The organism is Neotamlana sedimentorum, assembly GCF_000943565.1.
Lineage (GTDB): Bacteria > Bacteroidota > Bacteroidia > Flavobacteriales > Flavobacteriaceae > Neotamlana > Neotamlana sedimentorum.
This window is the reverse complement of sequence record NZ_JTDW01000002.1, coordinates 186,473-203,914: the sequence shown is the minus strand read 5'-3', so window position 1 is coordinate 203,914 and position 17,442 is coordinate 186,473. Positions and strand designations below refer to the sequence as shown.

At 33.5% G+C, this 17,442-nt stretch carries 20 protein-coding genes and 2 tRNA genes; 13 read left to right on the top strand and 9 right to left on the bottom strand.

From position 1 onward, the window contains the following. The first annotated feature begins 3 nt into the window (after window positions 1-3). Entirely contained in the window at window positions 4-285 is a 282-nt protein-coding gene (locus PW52_RS03290) for a SelT/SelW/SelH family protein (RefSeq protein ID WP_044631686.1), read from the top strand. 47 nt (window positions 286-332) lie between these two features. On the opposite strand, the gene PW52_RS03285 is transcribed toward PW52_RS03290, so the two are convergent. Together PW52_RS03285 and rbfA are read right to left on the bottom strand one after the other, a co-directional pair. Next, window positions 333-1,538 carry an ABC transporter permease gene (locus tag PW52_RS03285; protein WP_044631494.1) on the bottom strand — a complete coding sequence of 402 codons (1,206 nt, stop codon included), beginning with the start codon at window positions 1,536-1,538 and terminating at the stop codon, window positions 333-335. 43 nt (window positions 1,539-1,581) lie between these two features. Continuing rightward, window positions 1,582-1,977 (bottom strand): 30S ribosome-binding factor RbfA, encoded by a 396-nt coding sequence (rbfA, locus tag PW52_RS03280; protein ID WP_044631493.1) that lies wholly within the window; start codon window positions 1,975-1,977, stop codon window positions 1,582-1,584. An 81-nt stretch (window positions 1,978-2,058) separates the two neighbouring features. Between rbfA and mce the strand changes: the two genes are divergently transcribed. After that, window positions 2,059-2,463, top strand: a complete 405-nt coding sequence (gene mce, locus PW52_RS03275; RefSeq protein ID WP_044631492.1) for a methylmalonyl-CoA epimerase — start codon at window positions 2,059-2,061, stop codon at window positions 2,461-2,463. A gap of 76 nt (window positions 2,464-2,539) precedes the next feature. Next, window positions 2,540-2,613, top strand: a tRNA-Ile gene (locus tag PW52_RS03270). A gap of 224 nt (window positions 2,614-2,837) precedes the next feature. Here the strand turns inward: PW52_RS03270 and PW52_RS17020 are convergent. Then, window positions 2,838-3,110, bottom strand: coding sequence for an RNA polymerase sigma factor (locus PW52_RS17020; RefSeq protein WP_262509258.1), 273 nt, complete (start codon window positions 3,108-3,110; stop codon window positions 2,838-2,840). A gap of 349 nt (window positions 3,111-3,459) precedes the next feature. Between PW52_RS17020 and PW52_RS03260 the strand changes: the two genes are divergently transcribed. Next, window positions 3,460-3,654, top strand: coding sequence for a PID-CTERM protein-sorting domain-containing protein (locus PW52_RS03260; RefSeq protein WP_044631491.1), 195 nt, complete (start codon window positions 3,460-3,462; stop codon window positions 3,652-3,654). A 5-nt stretch (window positions 3,655-3,659) separates the two neighbouring features. On the opposite strand, the gene PW52_RS03255 is transcribed toward PW52_RS03260, so the two are convergent. After that, the gene (locus tag PW52_RS03255) at window positions 3,660-4,250 is read right to left on the bottom strand and encodes a riboflavin synthase (RefSeq protein WP_044631490.1); all 591 of its coding nucleotides are present in this window, start codon (window positions 4,248-4,250) and stop codon (window positions 3,660-3,662) included. A 66-nt stretch (window positions 4,251-4,316) separates the two neighbouring features. On the opposite strand from PW52_RS03255, the gene pdxA reads away from it, so the two are divergent. From pdxA to PW52_RS03215, 8 genes are all read left to right on the top strand, one after another. Then, a complete protein-coding gene (pdxA, locus tag PW52_RS03250; protein ID WP_044631489.1) occupies window positions 4,317-5,360 on the top strand; it encodes a 4-hydroxythreonine-4-phosphate dehydrogenase PdxA in 1,044 nt (347 codons plus the stop codon). Window positions 5,361-5,496: 136 nt separating this feature from the next. After that, window positions 5,497-6,039, top strand: coding sequence for a YceD family protein (locus PW52_RS03245; protein ID WP_044631684.1), 543 nt, complete (start codon window positions 5,497-5,499; stop codon window positions 6,037-6,039). Window positions 6,040-6,047: 8 nt separating this feature from the next. Next, the gene (gene rpmF / locus PW52_RS03240; RefSeq protein ID WP_042496062.1) at window positions 6,048-6,248 is read left to right on the top strand and encodes a 50S ribosomal protein L32; all 201 of its coding nucleotides are present in this window, start codon (window positions 6,048-6,050) and stop codon (window positions 6,246-6,248) included. Window positions 6,249-6,430: 182 nt separating this feature from the next. Next, on the top strand, window positions 6,431-7,426 hold the full coding sequence (locus PW52_RS03235) for a beta-ketoacyl-ACP synthase III (RefSeq protein WP_044631488.1): 996 nt from the start codon (window positions 6,431-6,433) through the stop codon (window positions 7,424-7,426). A gap of 35 nt (window positions 7,427-7,461) precedes the next feature. After that, a complete protein-coding gene (accB, locus tag PW52_RS03230; protein WP_044631487.1) occupies window positions 7,462-7,953 on the top strand; it encodes an acetyl-CoA carboxylase biotin carboxyl carrier protein in 492 nt (163 codons plus the stop codon). A 44-nt stretch (window positions 7,954-7,997) separates the two neighbouring features. Beyond that, a complete protein-coding gene (gene accC / locus PW52_RS03225) occupies window positions 7,998-9,350 on the top strand; it encodes an acetyl-CoA carboxylase biotin carboxylase subunit (protein ID WP_044631486.1) in 1,353 nt (450 codons plus the stop codon). Window positions 9,351-9,557: 207 nt separating this feature from the next. Beyond that, window positions 9,558-10,259: a monofunctional biosynthetic peptidoglycan transglycosylase gene (gene mtgA, locus PW52_RS03220; protein WP_044631485.1), complete on the top strand. Its 702-nt coding sequence runs from the start codon at window positions 9,558-9,560 to the stop codon at window positions 10,257-10,259. Beyond that, entirely contained in the window at window positions 10,240-10,698 is a 459-nt protein-coding gene (locus PW52_RS03215) for a 3-oxoacyl-ACP synthase (protein ID WP_044631484.1), read from the top strand. Before mtgA ends, PW52_RS03215 begins: the two co-directional genes overlap by 20 nt. 46 nt (window positions 10,699-10,744) lie before the next feature. Here the strand turns inward: PW52_RS03215 and PW52_RS03210 are convergent, their stop codons facing one another. The 4 genes from PW52_RS03210 to PW52_RS03200 all read right to left on the bottom strand — a co-directional run bounded on the left by PW52_RS03210 (window position 10,745) and on the right by PW52_RS03200 (window position 14,933). Beyond that, the gene (locus tag PW52_RS03210) at window positions 10,745-12,139 is read right to left on the bottom strand and encodes an RtcB family protein (RefSeq protein WP_044631483.1); all 1,395 of its coding nucleotides are present in this window, start codon (window positions 12,137-12,139) and stop codon (window positions 10,745-10,747) included. Between the two features lie 190 nt (window positions 12,140-12,329). Next, window positions 12,330-13,430 (bottom strand): slipin family protein, encoded by a 1,101-nt coding sequence (locus tag PW52_RS03205; protein WP_044631482.1) that lies wholly within the window; start codon window positions 13,428-13,430, stop codon window positions 12,330-12,332. Window positions 13,431-14,162: 732 nt separating this feature from the next. Next, window positions 14,163-14,235: transfer RNA gene (locus PW52_RS17505), tRNA-Pro, on the bottom strand. Window positions 14,236-14,384: 149 nt separating this feature from the next. Beyond that, the gene (locus tag PW52_RS03200; protein ID WP_044631481.1) at window positions 14,385-14,933 is read right to left on the bottom strand and encodes a tetratricopeptide repeat protein; all 549 of its coding nucleotides are present in this window, start codon (window positions 14,931-14,933) and stop codon (window positions 14,385-14,387) included. Between the two features lie 549 nt (window positions 14,934-15,482). On the opposite strand from PW52_RS03200, the gene PW52_RS03195 reads away from it, so the two are divergent. Beyond that, window positions 15,483-16,493 (top strand): helix-turn-helix transcriptional regulator, encoded by a 1,011-nt coding sequence (locus PW52_RS03195; protein ID WP_044631480.1) that lies wholly within the window; start codon window positions 15,483-15,485, stop codon window positions 16,491-16,493. Here the strand turns inward: PW52_RS03195 and PW52_RS03190 are convergent. Then, a complete protein-coding gene (locus PW52_RS03190) occupies window positions 16,472-17,383 on the bottom strand; it encodes an ABC transporter ATP-binding protein (protein WP_044631479.1) in 912 nt (303 codons plus the stop codon). The two genes, PW52_RS03195 and PW52_RS03190, sit on opposite strands and share 22 nt — an antisense overlap. Between the last annotated feature and the right edge of the window lie 59 nt (window positions 17,384-17,442).

The window sequence follows — 17,442 nt, the reverse complement described above, 5'->3', positions numbered from 1 at the left end:
ATTATGAAAACTACTGTAAAAATAACATACTGCAGCCAATGTAAATGGTTATTGCGTGCCACTTGGATGGCCCAAGAATTACTATCTACGTTTAACGATGAAATAGATGAATTAATATTAGAACCTGGAACCGGTGGTATTTTTGAAGTTTATGCCAACCAAGAGAATATTTGGTCGCGAAAAGAAATGAATGGTTTCCCAGAAATTACGACTTTAAAAATAAAGGTACGAGACGTTATTGCTCCAAGTAGAGATTTAGGACATATCGATAGGAAAAAGCAATAGTTTTGTTTTTTTAAATTGTAAAGATTAAAGCAACCCTACAAAAAAAATCAACTATGTTGTACCATTGATTTTGTAATTCTTGCAGAAGCAATTTTGCTTGCTATAATTCCTAATACCGAAATGGTAAACAGCACAATAAAAAAGTTTTCTAGTTTAATGGTAACTGGGTAAGGCAATGTTGGCGTGATCATTACTAAATTAAATTGTTGCTGTATCAAGGTAATAATTAAGGCTAAAATGAGCCCGATAACGCCTCCAATAACACTCATTAAACTACCTTGAAGAAAAAATATTCTCTTAATATCTTTTACAGTTGCTCCAATATTAAACAATGTTTTTAGACTATTCTTTTTATCTAAAATCATCATGATTAGTGAACCGATAATATTAAAAAACGCAATTATTAGTACTAAAGTAAAAATTAAATACACGGCTAAATTTTCGGTATTAAGCATTTTGTAAAGCGCATCGTTTAACTGTGTTCGGTTTTTTATGGTTACACGATCGCCCAAAATAGCTTGTATTTTGGCTTTCACATTGGCTTCATCGGCGTTTTCGCTTAAAACAAATTCAATTGAAGAAAGTTGATTATCCTCATAATTAAGTAAGTTTTTAACCAAATCTATGGGCGCAAAAATGTATTCATCGTTTAAACTTTCATTTATAAAAAATACACCTACATTAATGGTTTTTACCGAGTTAAAGGCGTTTTTTGTTGAGGTTATTTGTCCTGTTCCTGGTTTGGGCACATAAATATTTATGGGTTTCGTAAAGTCTAAAACTCCTAGAGATAGCGTATTCGAAATTCCCCAACCCACCACAATTTGATTCGATTTTTGGTCGAACCAATCGCCATAATCTAAAATAGAATCAACGCTAGCGATATATTGGTAGTTGGCATCAACACCTTTAATGGTTGCTAAGGCGTTTTTATCTTCGGTTCGAATGGCAACGCGATCTTCAATTACCTTGGAAAAATGGGTTATTTCTTTTATGTTTTCAAGCTCCGCAAGTTCGCTATTGGTAATAAAAAAAGATTTTCCACTTGTGGTTTCTGCCTTTAAATCGGGATCTAAAATACTAGAAAACTTAAGGGTAAAATCTTTTAAACCAGCAAAACCAGATAATACTATAAAAAGAGAAGCAGCACCTAAAATAATGCCAATTAAGGCAATATAGGTGATAAAATTTATGGCATTGTTACTACTTTTAGAGTGTAAATAGCGTTTGGCAATGTAAAGCGAAAAATTCATGTTTTAAAGATAAGAAAGCAAAAACACAGATGTGTTTACCGACTTACTTTTTTTTGCGTTTATCTAAAATTGTAGGATCTTTAATGGGGTTGTCTTCGCCTTTTAAAGACTTGTTTATATTGTCGATATACTCTAAAGAATCATCAATAAAAAACTCTAAATTAGGCATGCGACGTAACTGATTTTTTGTGCGCTGCGCCAATTCATGACGAATAAGTGACGTGTTAGAACGGATACCTTCTAAAAGTGTTTTGGCTTTATCGTTTGGAAAAATACTTAAGTACACTTTTGCGATACTTAAATCGACCGTTACTCGAACTTTACTTACCGAAATTATAACGCCACGCATACCGCCATCGGTAGCTGCTCGTTGTAAAACATCTACTAAATCGTGTTGTAAAACCGATGCTATTTTTTTTTGTCTTTGACTTTCTTCCAAAATGTTATTTGCTATTAAAATGCAAAAATAAGATTATTTTTATTAGCATTATTTGTATCTTAAACAAATAACGGCCTTAAAATGAATAAAATTGAACATATTGGTATTGCGGTAAAGAATTTAAAGGATTCTAACACTTTATTCAAAAAACTTTTAGGAGCTGCGCACTATAAAACAGAAACGGTAGATGCAGAAGGTGTAAACACCTCTTTTTTTAAGGTTGGTGATAACAAAATTGAATTGCTTGAAGCAACAAACCCCAATAGCCCAATAGCCCAGTTTATTAATAAAAAAGGAGAAGGCGTACACCATATTGCTTTTGCTGTTAACGATATTACATCAGAAATAATACGACTTAAAAAGGAGGGTTTTACTGTGTTAAACGAAGAACCAAAACGTGGAGCCGATAATAAATTAGTGGCCTTTTTACACCCAAAAAGCAGTAATGGTGTTTTAATAGAGCTTTTCCAAGATATAAAGGATTGATTTTTCTTGTAGAGTATTAAAATAAGTAGTAATATTGCACTCTCTTTTTAAAAAGAGATGTTAGCTTATGCTAATGGGTCCTATAACTCAGTTGGTTAGAGTATCTGACTCATAATCAGAAAGTCCCTGGTTCGAGCCCAGGTGGGACCACATAAAACCTCTCAAATACTTTGTGTTTGGGAGGTTTTTATTTTTTGGGAGATAGAAAGAGTGGTAATTTATACGTTTGTAACTTTTTATTATTTCAATATTATTTTGAACTTAAAGGTTTAATGTAGATAGATCCTAATACAATTATAACTTTACCCTTTTATTATAGCGTGGAGACTTTATAGTATGTAAATAGCTTTAAAATGAAAGAAATTAAAGTATTTTTACTTAGCTAATAGGTTTAGATTATTATAAAAATTAATAAAAAGGTACTTAATATTTTCTTTTTCAAAACCTTTTCGAATTTTTTTAAAAGCTAAGTTCATTTGTGATTCTACCGTTTTTATAGAAACTCCTGTTATTTCTGCTATCTCTTTGTATTTGTAGCCTTTAATTTTATTCATTTCAAGTGTTTGTCTGCACTTTGGAGGCAAAGTTTGAATAATTTGATTCATTTTAATAACACGCTTTTCTAAAGCTTCATGATCTTCTTCTATTCGATCTCTTAAAGCATTTTCGTATACAATATTTAAAATATTATTCTGTCGTTTTTCCTTATTAGATTAATTTGGATTTAAGCGCTTTATTATAAGATAGTTATGCGTTTTAGTGAGAAAAAACAAATTAAATGTAATTTTATAAGACAAAATCCGTTTATATTTTGGTTTTAACTAAAATTAGATATATTTGTTTCGTAATTAAAAGCGAAAGTCTATTTAAGACTTTAGACTGAATTTACAATTAAGTGCATTTCATCGATATTTTTAACTATTTTAAAGGTGGATTAAGTTCTTTAAAATTGTATTTACTTTACTAGTTCGCTTTTTTTCATACATTTGTGACCCAATGACAATACAAAATAAAAGAATATTTGCCTCAATCTTATTTGTATTAATAAGTTTGGTGTGTGTTGGACAAACTAATCCGCCACCTCCTAGTGCTCCACCTCCAGTAGGTTTACCTATTGATGGAGGCGTAATGTTTGGCGTTGTTTTTGCCTTATTTTATGGCGTTAAAAAAATGGTTTTTGGCAAAAAATAAACTTATTATTGCTTCAATTCAAACAAGCGCGCTACATATTTTCCTAAAACATCAAATTCTAAATTAACAACTGTGCCTTTTTTAAAGGTGTTAAAGTTTGTGTGCTCGTAAGTATAAGGTATTATAGCAACACTAAACCTATCTTTTTTAGAGTTAACAACCGTTAAACTTGTGCCGTTTACAGTTATCGAGCCTTTCTCAATAGTTATATTATTTAAGTTATGGTCGTAGCTAAAAGTAAAAATCCAGCTTCCGTTTTCTTCAGTTACATTTTCACAAACTGCTGTTTGGTCTACATGGCCTTGAACAATATGTCCGTCTAATCTATCACCAAGTTTCATGGCGCGTTCTAAATTTACTTTATCCTTTGTTTTTAAAGTGTTTAAGTTGGTTTTAATTAAGGTTTCTTTTATAGCAGTAACGGTATAAATATCATCTTTAATATCAACTACAGTTAAACAAACGCCGTTATGCGCTACACTTTGGTCTATTTTAAGCTCCTTTGTAATATCACTTTTAATGGATATGTGAAGATTATCTTTTTCGGTTTCTAATGCCGAAACAGTACCAATAGTTTCAATAATACCTGTAAACATTTTATTGTGGGTTTATTTAATTAAATTTGCAAAATCAAAATTACAAACAAAAGTTATCATTTTTAAATGAAGGAAGCTGAAAATATAATAGTAGGAATATCTATAGGTGATTTAAATGGCATTGGTGGAGAAATTATTTTAAAAACTTTTGAAGATTCGCGAATGATGGAGTTTTGTACACCAGTAGTGTTTGCATCGGCAAAAACCATAACTTTTTTAAAAAAGCAATTTAATTCCGAAATAAAGTTTCAAGCTATAAATAACATAGAACAAATCGCACTTGGTAAGTTTAATGTTTTTAATTGTTGGAACGAAAATGTAAAAATTGAATTTGGTAAGGAAGACCCTAAAATTGGTGAATACGCTATAAAATCGTTACAAAAAGCAATGTATGCTTTAAAAAGCAATCAGATTGATGTGTTAGTAACAGCTCCTATAAATAAACATAATATACAAAGCAAAGATTTTAATTTTCCAGGACATACCGATTATTTAGCAAAGGAGCTTGGTGGTAAAAGCCTAATGTTTATGATTACAAATTCGTTACGTGTTGGCTTGTTTACCGACCATGTGCCTGTAAAAGATGTTGCCAGCCACATTACCCCTAAATTAATTGAAGATAAAATAAACACATTATACACATCGCTTAAACAAGATTTTAGAATTCAAAAACCTAAAATAGCTGTGTTAGGTATTAATCCGCATACTGGAGACAATGGTGTAATAGGTTCAGAGGACGACGAGGTGTTACGACCAACACTAAAAGTTATTAAAGAAAAAGGAAAATTAGTTTATGGCCCTTATGCTGCCGATAGCTTTTTTGGCTCCAACACTTACAAAAGTTTCGATGCCGTAATAGCATCGTATCACGATCAAGGTTTGGTGCCTTTTAAAACCCTGTCGTTTGGTCAAGGCGTTAATTTTACTGCAGGATTAAATAAAGTGCGTACTTCGCCCGATCACGGTACAGCGTACGAAATTGCGGGTAAAGGATTGGCAGACGAAAATTCGTTTAAAGAAGCCGTGTTTAGCGCCATAAATATTTATAAAAATCGAACCGATTACGAAGAATTAACAGCAAATTCGTTAAAAAAAGCTCCTAAAAAGTAATTATTTTTACCTTTATAAAAGTAATTAACAATGTTAATTGATTAGAAATTAAACTAATAAACAAAAAATTGTTTATAAATAACGCTGCATAAATAAAAATTTATATATTTGCAGGCTCAAAATAGACATGATTGAAATGAAGCCATTAAAAGAGTTTACAATTCCTTTTGTGGGATTAAAAATTGGGAAGCATCATTTTGATTATCAAGTTGAGAAAGCGTTCTTTGAATATTTTGAGTTTGAAGATTTTAATGATGCCAACATAACTGTAAATGTTGAACTCGAAAAGAAATCAACTTTACTAGAGTTGCATTTTAAAATCTCTGGATGGGTAAACGTAAATTGCGATTTAACCAACGAACCTTACAACCAAACTGTTGAAAACGACTTTAATTTGGTGGTTAAGTTTGGAGACGAGTATAACGACGATTATATCGATATACTTATCATTCCGCATGGTACTTACGAAATAAACATACAACAGTATGTTTACGAGCTTATAGTATTGGCGGTTCCAGCAAAACGCGTACATCCTGGAGTTGAAGACGGTAGTCTCGATTCCGAAATACTTAAAAAATTAGAAGAACTTAGCCCTAACGAGCAAAAGGAAAATAAAGATAATAACGAGGATATAGATCCGCGTTGGAATACATTAAAGAATCTATTAACGGATAAATAACATATAAAATGGCACATCCTAAACGTAAAATCTCGAAAACAAGAAGAGATAAAAGAAGAACACATTACAAAGCTACTGCGCCACAAATTGCAACTTGTCCTACTACAGGCGAGCCACATTTATACCACAGAGCACACTGGCATGAAGGTAAACTTTATTACAGAGGTCAAGTATTAATTGATAATTCTGAAGTAGAAAACGTAGCATAAATTTATTATGCAAGCATATAGAAAAACGCTCTTTTTGGGCGTTTTTTTTATGAAAACGTTTTTTATACATCGCAAAAACTAGTAATTTGCATTTTATTACACCAAATTTCTTTAATTACACTAAAATTTGGATGTTTTTGTACGATTTGTAATAATTTTTAGTCCTAATTAACTATAAAGTTATGAGTAAAATTTCTGCAGCAATTACAGCTGTAGGCGCTTATGTGCCTGATTATGTGTTAACCAACCAAATTTTGGAAACTATGGTTGATACTAATGACGAATGGATAACCACTAGAACTGGTATTAAGGAGAGAAGAATACTAAAAGATGAAGACAAAGGCACTTCATTTCTTGCCATAAAAGCCGCCCAAGATCTTATTAATAAAAAAGGCATCGACCCAAAAGATATCGAACTGGTTATTGTAGCCACTGCAACCCCCGACTTAAAAGCCGCTTCAACAGCATCATTCACAGCCTCAGAAATTGGAGCAACCAATGCATTTTCGTTCGATATGGACGCAGCATGTTCTAGTTTTTTATACGGTATGTCGGTTGCGTCTAGCTATATCGAGTCTGGACGTTATAAAAACGTTTTACTTATTGGTGCCGATAAAATGTCGTCAATAATTAATTATAAAGATCGTGCCACTTGTATTATTTTTGGCGATGGTGCAGGAGCTGTTTTATTCGAGCCAAATACTGAAGGTTTAGGCTATCAGAACGAATATTTACGAAGCGATGGTTCTGGTAGAGACTTTTTACAAGCCCCTGCAGGAGGTTCACTTAATCCAATTACCCATGAAGCCTTAGACCAAGGTAAACAATACGCTTTTCAAGAAGGAAGAACGGTATTTAAAAATGCTGTTTTTAATATGGCTGATGCTACAGTAAAAATATTGGAGCGAAACAATTTAACCAAAGAGGATGTAAACTGGTTGGCAGCGCACCAAGCTAATAAGCGTATTATTGATGCTACTGCCGAACGTATAAACTTAGAACCAGAAAAGGTGATGATGAATATTCATAAATATGGAAACACGACATCGGCAACCTTACCCTTACTTTTAAACGACTATGAGTCGCAACTTAATAAAGGAGATAATATTATATTTGCTGCCTTTGGTGGTGGATTTAATTGGGGCTCAATCTATTTAAAATGGGCTTACAATGCTTAAACGTTTAACCAAAACCCACTAATTAATTTAAAACTATGGATTTAAAAGAGATTCAAAACTTAATCAAGTTTGTCGCCAAATCTGGTGCAAGCGAGGTTAAATTAGAAATGGACGATGTAAAAATCACCATTAAAACCGGATCAGATTCAGATACAACGATAGTTCATCAAGTTCCTGCAGCTACAATAGCGCAACCTGCACCGGTTGTTGCAGCAGCACCAGCTGTAGAAACACCGGTAGCAACACCTGTTGTCCCATCAGAAACTAAATCGACAGAAGACTCAAAATATATTACTATTAAATCACCAATTATTGGTACATTCTATAGAAAACCTGCTCCAGATAAGCCTTTATTTGTTGAGGTAGGACAAACTATTGCCGAGGGTGATGTGCTTTGTATTATTGAGGCTATGAAACTTTTTAATGAAATTGAATCTGAAGTTTCAGGAAAAGTAGTTAAAATTTTAGTTGATGATTCATCTCCTGTTGAATTCGATCAGCCATTATTTTTAGTTGATCCATCTTAAAAATTCAGAATTCAGAATTCTGAATTCATAATTTATTATAAGTTATGTTTAAAAAAATATTAATAGCAAACAGAGGCGAAATAGCACTTCGTGTTATTAGAACCTGTAAAGAAATGGGTATTAAAACTGTAGCAGTTTACTCTACAGTTGATGCCGAAAGTTTACACGTAAAGTTCGCCGACGAAGCGGTATGTATTGGGCCAGCACCAAGTAGCGAGTCTTACTTAAAAATGTCGAATATTATTGCTGCCGCCGAAATTACAAACGCCGATGCCATTCATCCAGGTTATGGATTTTTATCAGAAAATGCCAAATTTTCTAAAATTTGTGAGGAACATGGCATAAAATTTATTGGTGCATCTCCAGAGATGATAGATAAAATGGGGGATAAAGCCAACGCTAAAGCAACCATGAAAGCCGCTGGTGTACCATGTGTTCCTGGTAGTGATGGCGTTATTACGTCGTACGAAGAATGCGAAAAAATAGCCGAAGAAACAGGTTATCCTGTTATGCTTAAAGCTTCTGCTGGTGGCGGAGGTAAAGGTATGCGCGCCGTTTGGAAACAAGAAGATTTAAAAGCGGCTTGGGATTCTGCACGTCAAGAAAGTAAAGCTGCTTTTGGTAACGACGATATGTATATGGAAAAGCTTATTGAAGAGCCTCGCCATATCGAAATACAAATTGTAGGCGATTCGCGAGGTAAAGCTTGCCATTTATCAGAAAGAGATTGTTCGGTACAACGTCGTCATCAAAAATTAACCGAAGAAACGCCATCGCCATTCATGACCGATAAATTGCGTGATGATATGGGTAAAGCAGCAGTTCGCGCTGCCGAATATATTAAGTATGAAGGCGCAGGAACGGTGGAGTTTTTAGTCGATAAGCATCGCAATTTCTACTTCATGGAAATGAATACACGTATTCAAGTAGAACATCCTATTACAGAGCAAGTTATTGATTTTGATTTAATTCGTGAGCAAATTCTTGTAGCTGCAGGTGTGCCAATTTCGGGAAAAAACTATACGCCTAAACTTCATTCTATTGAATGTCGTATTAATGCAGAAGACCCGTTTAACGGTTTTAGACCATCACCAGGAGTTATAACAACCTTACATGCTCCAGGAGGTCATGGTGTGCGCTTAGACACACATGTTTATGCAGGTTATGCCATTCCGCCAAATTACGACTCTATGATTGCGAAGTTAATTACAACAGCTCAAACCAGAGAAGAGGCTATAAACAAAATGAAACGCGCCTTAGATGAGTTTGTAATAGAAGGTATAAAAACAACCATACCATTCCACAGGCAATTAATGGAGCATCCAGATTATGTTGCGGGTAATTATACCACAAAATTCATGGAAGACTTTGTAATGGAAAAAAAAGTTGAAGAATAAATAAAAAACTCCGGAATTAATTTTCGGAGTTTTTTTATGGTGTTCCTTTTACCTTTTTAGTGGGTAAAAGTCAGGCTATCCGTTATATCTTTTTTTTCCTAATCTCAAAAAAAGGATGCCACTTCTATCCTTAACACAAATCAACCTTCTTTTTAAATAAGTATCTTTACGGCTAATAAAAAGTAAATAAAGGTTCCAAATTTTTAAATGAAAAAGCTATTTCGTTTTTTACTAAAAAGCTGCTTATGGTTTGTTGTAATTTCGGTGTTTTGGGTGTTTATGTATCGATACATTCCGGTGTATTTCACACCTTTAATGGGTATTCGATATTTTAAAAACACCAATAAAACACAAACCTTTAAACATAAATGGGTAGGTTTAAAAGAGATATCGTTGCATTTACAAAAAGCAGTAATTTGTAGCGAAGATCAAAAGTTTATATCTCATAATGGTTTCGATATGGAAGCTATTGAAAAAGCTTACCAAAACAATAAAACATCAAAACACATAAAAGGCGCAAGCACCATTAGTCAACAAACCGCAAAAAATGTGTTTTTATGGCCAAACAGAAGTTGGTTACGTAAAGGTTTAGAACTGTATTTTACCTTTTTAATAGAAAGGTTTTGGAGCAAACAGCGCATTTTAGAAGTGTATTTAAATAGCATCGAAATGGGTAATGGCGTTTACGGTGCTCAAGCAGCTTCAACGTATTGGTTTAACACATCGGCAAAAAATATAACTCAAAATCAAGCTGCTGCCATTGCTGCCATTTTACCAAATCCCAGGCGCTACAAAGCGCAACCAGCAACGGCATATATAACAAGTCGAAAACAGTGGATTATTAAACAAATGGGTTTTTACGGACCATTAATTTTTCCGAAGAAAAAACATGAAAAATCAAACAATTAAAACGCAATTATTAAAACACTGTACAGCTAGTTTAGAGACGCGTTTACAAAGTGTTTTGGCTGTTATTAACGATATAAAACAAAGTTTACAAAGCGAAACTAAAAGTAGTGCCGGCGATAAGCATGAAACGGGACGAGCGATGTTACAGCTTGAACGTGAAAAAGCAAGGCATCAATTAGCCGAAATTGAAAAAACAAAACAAATTCTTTCTAAAATTAATCCAGAATCTACCTCAAAAAATATTGGTTTAGGAAGCGTTGTATTTACAACAAAATCTAACTATTTTATTAGTATTAGTGCCGGTGAGATTAAGGTTAATAACGACGCTTTTTATGCGATTTCTGCAAGTACACCAATAGGCCAATTGCTCTTAGGAAAAACAAGTGGAGATAAAGTGACTTTTAGAAATTTGACTTTTGAAATCTTAACGGTTGTTTAAAAATATAGACCTGTTGAGTTACTAAAACGCAACAGGCCTTTTTTGCTTATTTTCTAGACTTTTTATCTTTTTTAATGCGCCAAGGTGCATTTTTTTGCCAATCTCCGGCCATAATACAACCATAAGGCAAAACTTCGTCTATAACTTCGCCTAAGCCAAATTCATTCATTTGATCTCTAACCGTTTTTGCATTTTTGTAAGCACTTGGTAGCTCGGTAATATCTATTTCTTTCGAAAAAAACCTAACATCCAATCCGCGAGTTTCTGCTTTAAAAATTTGCATGGTGCTTCCCGTTTTGTTTCTTCGGTGTTGCGTTCGGCTAACGTTTCTTCCAGCGCCATGGGGCGCAAAACCTAAATTAGTAGTGGTAGTAGCGCCGTCTACAATTAAAATAGGTTCGCTCATGTTTAACGGTATTAATCGCGGGCCTGTTATATCTGGCATAAACTTAGCATCTAGAGGTGTTGCGCCTTTAGCGTGATAAAATAAATCGTCATCTTTAAATACAAAGTTGTGCTCGTTCCAGTAACGGTTTTCAACGTTAATGTTTAGGGCTTCTGCAACCGAGTTATGAATAACTTCATGATTGGTTTTTGTCCATTTTCGTATGGTTTGTAAAGCATCCCAATAGTTTTTACCTTCATCTGTATCAAAAGGAATCCATGCGTTTTGTTTTAAGGTTTCGGGCGATAATATTTTTCTAAAGCGTTCGGCAATTTTCATTCCTTTAGTAAATAATCTGGCACCAGGACCGCGTGATCCGTGATGCGTAACCAGCATTGTATTTCCTGTTTTTTTTGAGGTTCCAACAAATAAAAAATGGTTGCCATCGCCTTGAGTTCCTAAATGCGCTCTTGCGATTTTAATCATTTGTTTATCGTTTAAAATACGGTTATTTTCAAAAGCATTTAATAAGTCTTCTGGAAATCTAAATTGCGTATTTCTATCACGACCGCCTGGACCGAAATGTGTGTTGGCATGCGCTGCATCTAACACGTCTTTTGGGTTTACTTTTCCAAAGTCTGTTAACATGACCGAGCAACAAATATCTGCACTATGCATACCAGGATGAATGGCATTTTTTGCTACTGCAACACCGCCAACAGGAATGGTTCCGTTTGGTCCAGTTGGGCAAGCATCTGGCATAATGGCACCATTGACTAATGTTGGTGTTTTCATTAAGGTTTGCATCGAGTTAATGACTTTAGAAACGTTATCTTCTTCTAACTCGTTTTCTGCTTTTATGTTAATTGAAAAGTCTACTGGTGTTTTATGCAATGGTAATGGATCTGGTAACTTGTATTGCTCTAAATAACTTTGTAAAGCATCGCCTTGTAATTGGTTTTCGTTAATGTAAACCAATGCTTCTTGCATCCATTTGCCTTGTCTGTAACCTAAATTGATTAAGTCTTTTCCGGTTATTTTTGTGTTTGTTTTCATTGTTTTATTTTAATTACACTACAAATATTATAGTGTATTGCGCAATGTTTTTGCGTGTTTGTGTTTTTTTATCTAACAAAATACCCTTTGGTTTAGCCCGCGTAAGCGATTGAAGTGGCATCATTTTGTTCGCAAAAGATATAACATAAAGCGCTACCACGCCACTAAAAGCGTGGTTACGCCCAAAAAATTACTTGTTTACTGAAAAAATATCTTTTAATTGTTCGATCACGTTTCCGTTTCCGGCTACGGTGATTTCGCCAATTTTATCGGCTATTTTTTCTACGTATTCCATTTCTTTTAATTTGAACAACATGCTGTTGTCTTCCATTAATTTTGCGGTATTTAACAAGCTACGTGTCGATGCGGTTTCTTCGCGTCTTGTAATTACGTTGGCTTGCGCTTTTTTCTGTGCAATTAACACTTGGTTCATGATGTCTTTCATGTCGCCTGGTAAAATTACATCGCGCATACCGGCATGTAATACGTTTACGCCTAACTTACTGGCTTGCGCTTTTACGTCTTCTAGAACTGCTTTTGCTATTTGGTCTTTTTGCTCTAACAATTCGTCTAAGGTGTAAGCGCCAACGTATGCTCTTAAGGCTAATTGCAAGCTTGTGTACAATTGTTTTTCGTAATCTTTATTTTGCATTAATGCCGTTTCGATATCGACTACTTTGTACTGTGCGTAAAAGTTAATACGCACTGCTGCTTTGTCTTTGGTTAACAACTCCTGACCTGATACTTCTAATTGTAACTGACGTAAATCTGCTTTTGCGATTTTTATAGTTTGATTGTTTCTCCAGAAGTGGTATGTACCGTGATCTAAAATTTTATCAAACTTATCGTCTACAATCATAATGGCTTTTTCGTAAGCTGCAACTTCGAAAGCGCGTATGTATTGTCTTAATTGCATATTGGTATATAAAGACTTGCTGATATTTTCTGTGATTTCGATTTTACTTAAATCTACAGTGACAAATTTATAGTCTACCAACGTGTTCCAAAAGGTGTATTGACCAGCGGTTAGCACTTGCTTAAAGTTGTTGTATGTGTAAACTAAAACAATTTGGTTGTCTTCTACATTTACAACGTGTAACATGTTGGCTAAAGCTTGGTCTTCTAGTAAGATTTCCAATGCTTTAGGCGCATTAAAAGCTGTAGTTAAGCTGTATTTTGCAACGGTTTCGTTAAAGCCTAACCAATGTGTACCACTGGTAATTACGCGTTTGTAATCACCGCTTTTAAATACTAAACCTACGTTTCCTGCATGAATTCTTACTCTCTTCATGATTTCTAATTATTATGTTCTGATTGCATTATTTTTTAAATATCAGAACGGTTATACATTTATAATAGAATTTTCAAGCTTATGCTGAAAAAGATCTATTCGTAGTTAAAGCAAAATAAAAATTAACCATCTTTCTAACTACGGAAATACTATGGTTTTATAGCGCTTTACATAATGTTTAGTAGATGATTTTTAAATGTTTACACCGAAATAATTTCAATGATTTAATTTAAAAATGAATCTTTAAAAGATTACCCAAAGTGACTTTAAATACATTAGTATTTCAAGGTGTTGTCTAGACTGCTTTTGTAAAAATTACATAAGCTAGCCAACTTATACTTTGCTTTTATTTTTAGAGCCATTTTTTACGTGATGGTAACACTGGTGGTCGATTTTTACAAGTGACCTTCTTAATCAAAAAAAGATGGATTAAAGTCCATTTTCAAAACTGTAACCTAAATACAGCGCGTTTGCCAATTTCGCCACAAGACCGTTAGATCTTGGTAGGATTCGAACCTACAATTTGAATCTATTGCTATACCTGACTTAGCTTCTTCCCGTGAGAGAAGACAGGATTCGAACCTGTGTACATAGATGGGATTATTTATTTGGTCAAATAATCTAAAAACCTTCAAGTCAAGTTGAACATAAAAACCTAATGCGAAACCGCAAGGATTTATACAATAGTGCTATACAGAAACACTTAACAAGACTTGCTTGATGTTTTAATTGTCTGAGAGATAGGATTCGAACCTACAACCTCTCGCTTCCAAAGCGAGTAAACAAACCATCGTTATCCTTTCAGTTATGTTTAAGAACTTTTATTAAGCTTCACCAGTTCCTGCGACTGGTGAAGCGCTACTGTTAAATTAAGCTTGATTCCACAAAGCTTATTGTTAATGACTCTGCAAATATTTTACACTATTGCGCAATGTTTTTGCGTAGTTTTAAAAATTACTTTTTATTCTTCTTTTTCTTGTCTTTTTTACTCTTTTTCTTCTTAGAAGCTTTTTTCTTTTTAGGTTTTATCTTGTCTTTTATTCTGGATATTTCATTATCAATATGACTGATAAAACCATTGTTGTAACCAAATGCTTTTGCTGTTTTTAATGCTTTAATGGCTTTTTTATAGTCTTGCTGATTTTCAAAAAGCAATCCTTGACATTGCCAAATAACACCTTTGTCTATGCCTTTTACGGTTAACGCAAAATGTATTAAGTTTTGCGCTGCTGCGTAATCCTCGTTCCAGATTAATACTAAAACGTATTTCTCATACACCTTGTGAAACTCCATTTTACTCGCCAACGCTTCTGCATATAATTGTTTGGCTTTTTCATAGTCGCCCAATTGCTCTGCTTGCAAACGTCCCATTAAATACAAAGCGTAAGCGTTGTTACTTTCGTAAGACAAAGCGTAGTTTAGGTTTTCTACGGTTTCTTCTAAATCATATGGATAGGCATCTATAGCTTTAAGCACGTAGTTGTTTAACAAATTCGTGTCCATTGTTTTGTGTTTTTAATTCTGAATTTTGTCCAGAATTTGATTTAATATTTTCGTTCTTGAAACACTTCGACTGCGCTCAGTGTGACATCACGATTTTAAAATTCTTAGTTTCGGGAAATGTTTTAGCAGACTCGCTAATGACTGAAAAACAAAAAATCCGAAACAGTTTAAAATTTGCTTCGGATTTTTCATTTTGTATGAGTTAACAAAAGTTTATCTACAATAATCACGAAGCGTCACAAAAGGTGAAAGTCCTTTTGGCTTTGGTTGATATGTTATAGATAAACGCATTGTTCTTGTTTTTAATTTTAATTGTTTTGGCTGTTATCGGTTAGCCAATTGCGCTGCAAAGATTTAGATTTATTTTTCAATTTTCAAAATTTATTTTATGAATTTCAGGAAATTACAACCCTTAATACGTAGTATTAACTTTTTTTGAAAAAAGCAATTTTTTTTGTTTTAAACCCCAAATTGCTCAAAAAATTGAAGTACGCAAAATAGTTGCGTAAAAAATATTTACCTATATTTCATCCGAAAAAATTGAGCAAAATGGCTGTAAATAAAAATGCATTAATTAGATATAAAACCATTGATAAATGTCTTCAAAATAACTATCGCGAATGGACGCTTGACGACTTAATTACCGCTTGTTCTGATGCGCTTTACGAGTATGAAGGTAAAGATGTAGATGTAAGTAAACGTACTGTGCAGTTAGATATACAAATGATGCGTAGTGATAAGCTTGGATATAATGCGCCAATAGTGGTTTACAATCGAAAATTTTATAAATACGACGATTCAGAATACAGCATTGTAAACATACCTGTAACCGACAAAGATATTAAGGTAATGAACGAAGCTATACAAGTTCTCAGGCAATTTAAAGATTTCTCGTTGTTTAAAGAAATGGATGGGGTTTTGCAACGTTTGGAAGACTCGGTTTATGCTTCTCAAAAAAATAATCGCGCCATTATTCATTTAGATAAAAATGAACAATTAAAAGGTTTAGAGTTTATTGATGTTATTTATAACGCCATACAAAGCAAAAAAGTGATTAGTGTTATGTACAAATCCTTTTCAGCAAGAAGTTCGAGCGAATTAAAAGTGCATCCGCAGTTATTAAAAGAGTATAATAATCGGTGGTTTTTATTAGCATCTCATAACCAAAAAATGATGACACTAGCTTTAGATAGAATATTAAATATTGAAGTAGAAAATGATTTGGAATATATTGATTTAAAAATTGATGGCGATGTGTTTTATAAAGAAGTTGTTGGTGTTACAGTATTAAATTCTAGAGCGCAACGCGTGCAATTTTGGGTCGACAAAAAAAACGCGCCTTACGTAATTACAAAACCGTTTCACCCTACGCAACGTACCATCGAAACCAGAGAAGATGGCACCGTTTTTAATATTTTAGTGCAGCATAATTTTGAATTAGAACGCCTTATTTTAGGGTTTGGAGAAAGCATTGAAGTGTTAAAACCAAAAAAATTAAGAGATCGTATTTTAAAAAAACTGAAACAATCGGTTAAAAATTATTCTGAAATGGATAAGTAAATTGCTGAGTCTTTTTCTAACGCAGTTCCATGCTCGAAAAACACTATTTCACCATTTAATTCAGCTTCAATTAAATAATAACTTCCCTTAAAATAGCTGGTAATTACTTTTGCTTTTAAATTAGATTGTTCAACAACTTTTAATTGATTGGCGTAAATAATTTCATTATCTATAACATTAAACTCGCCAAAAAAAGAAGCGATTAATGGTGTTTTTGGGTGTTTGTATAAAGTTTCAGGCTTTCCGGTGTCTAAAATTTCATTGTTGTTTAAAACCATCATAGTATCGGCAAAACCTAAAACGTCGTCTTTATCGTGTGTAGCAACAATACAAGAGATGTTTTTATTCTTTAAATATTTATAAACGCTACGACGTAAACTTTGTTTTTTAAAATTATCAATGTGACTAAAAGGCTCGTCTAATAAAATAATTTCAGGTTGTTTTGCTAAGGCTCTGGCCAATGCTACACGTTGTTTTTGTCCACCAGAAAGTGTTTTAACTTTTACGTTAGCAAAATCTTCAAGCTCTACAACTTTTATAAGTTCTTGGGTGCGTTGTTCTTTTTCTTCGGGGAAAAAGCGCGATAAATGTTTTCCAATATTTTCGGCAACAGTTATGTAAGGCATTAAATCGAATTCTTGATGCACGTATTTCATAAATTCGTATCCAATAACTAAGTTGTATTTTGGTCCTAAAATTTCGGTGTTTTTCCAGAAAATTTTTCCTTCATTTAAATCAAATTCACCATAAATTAGGTTAAGTAAAGTACTTTTTCCGGAACCACTTTCACCAATAATAGCTAGGTTTTCACCCATTTTAACATTAAAAGAAATGTTTTTTAAAATAGGTGATTTATTATAGGAAAAAGTAAGATTTTTAACGTTTAGCATAGTTGCAAAAATAACATAAAAAAACCGCTCAAAATATTTCGAGCGGTTTGAAAAATAGA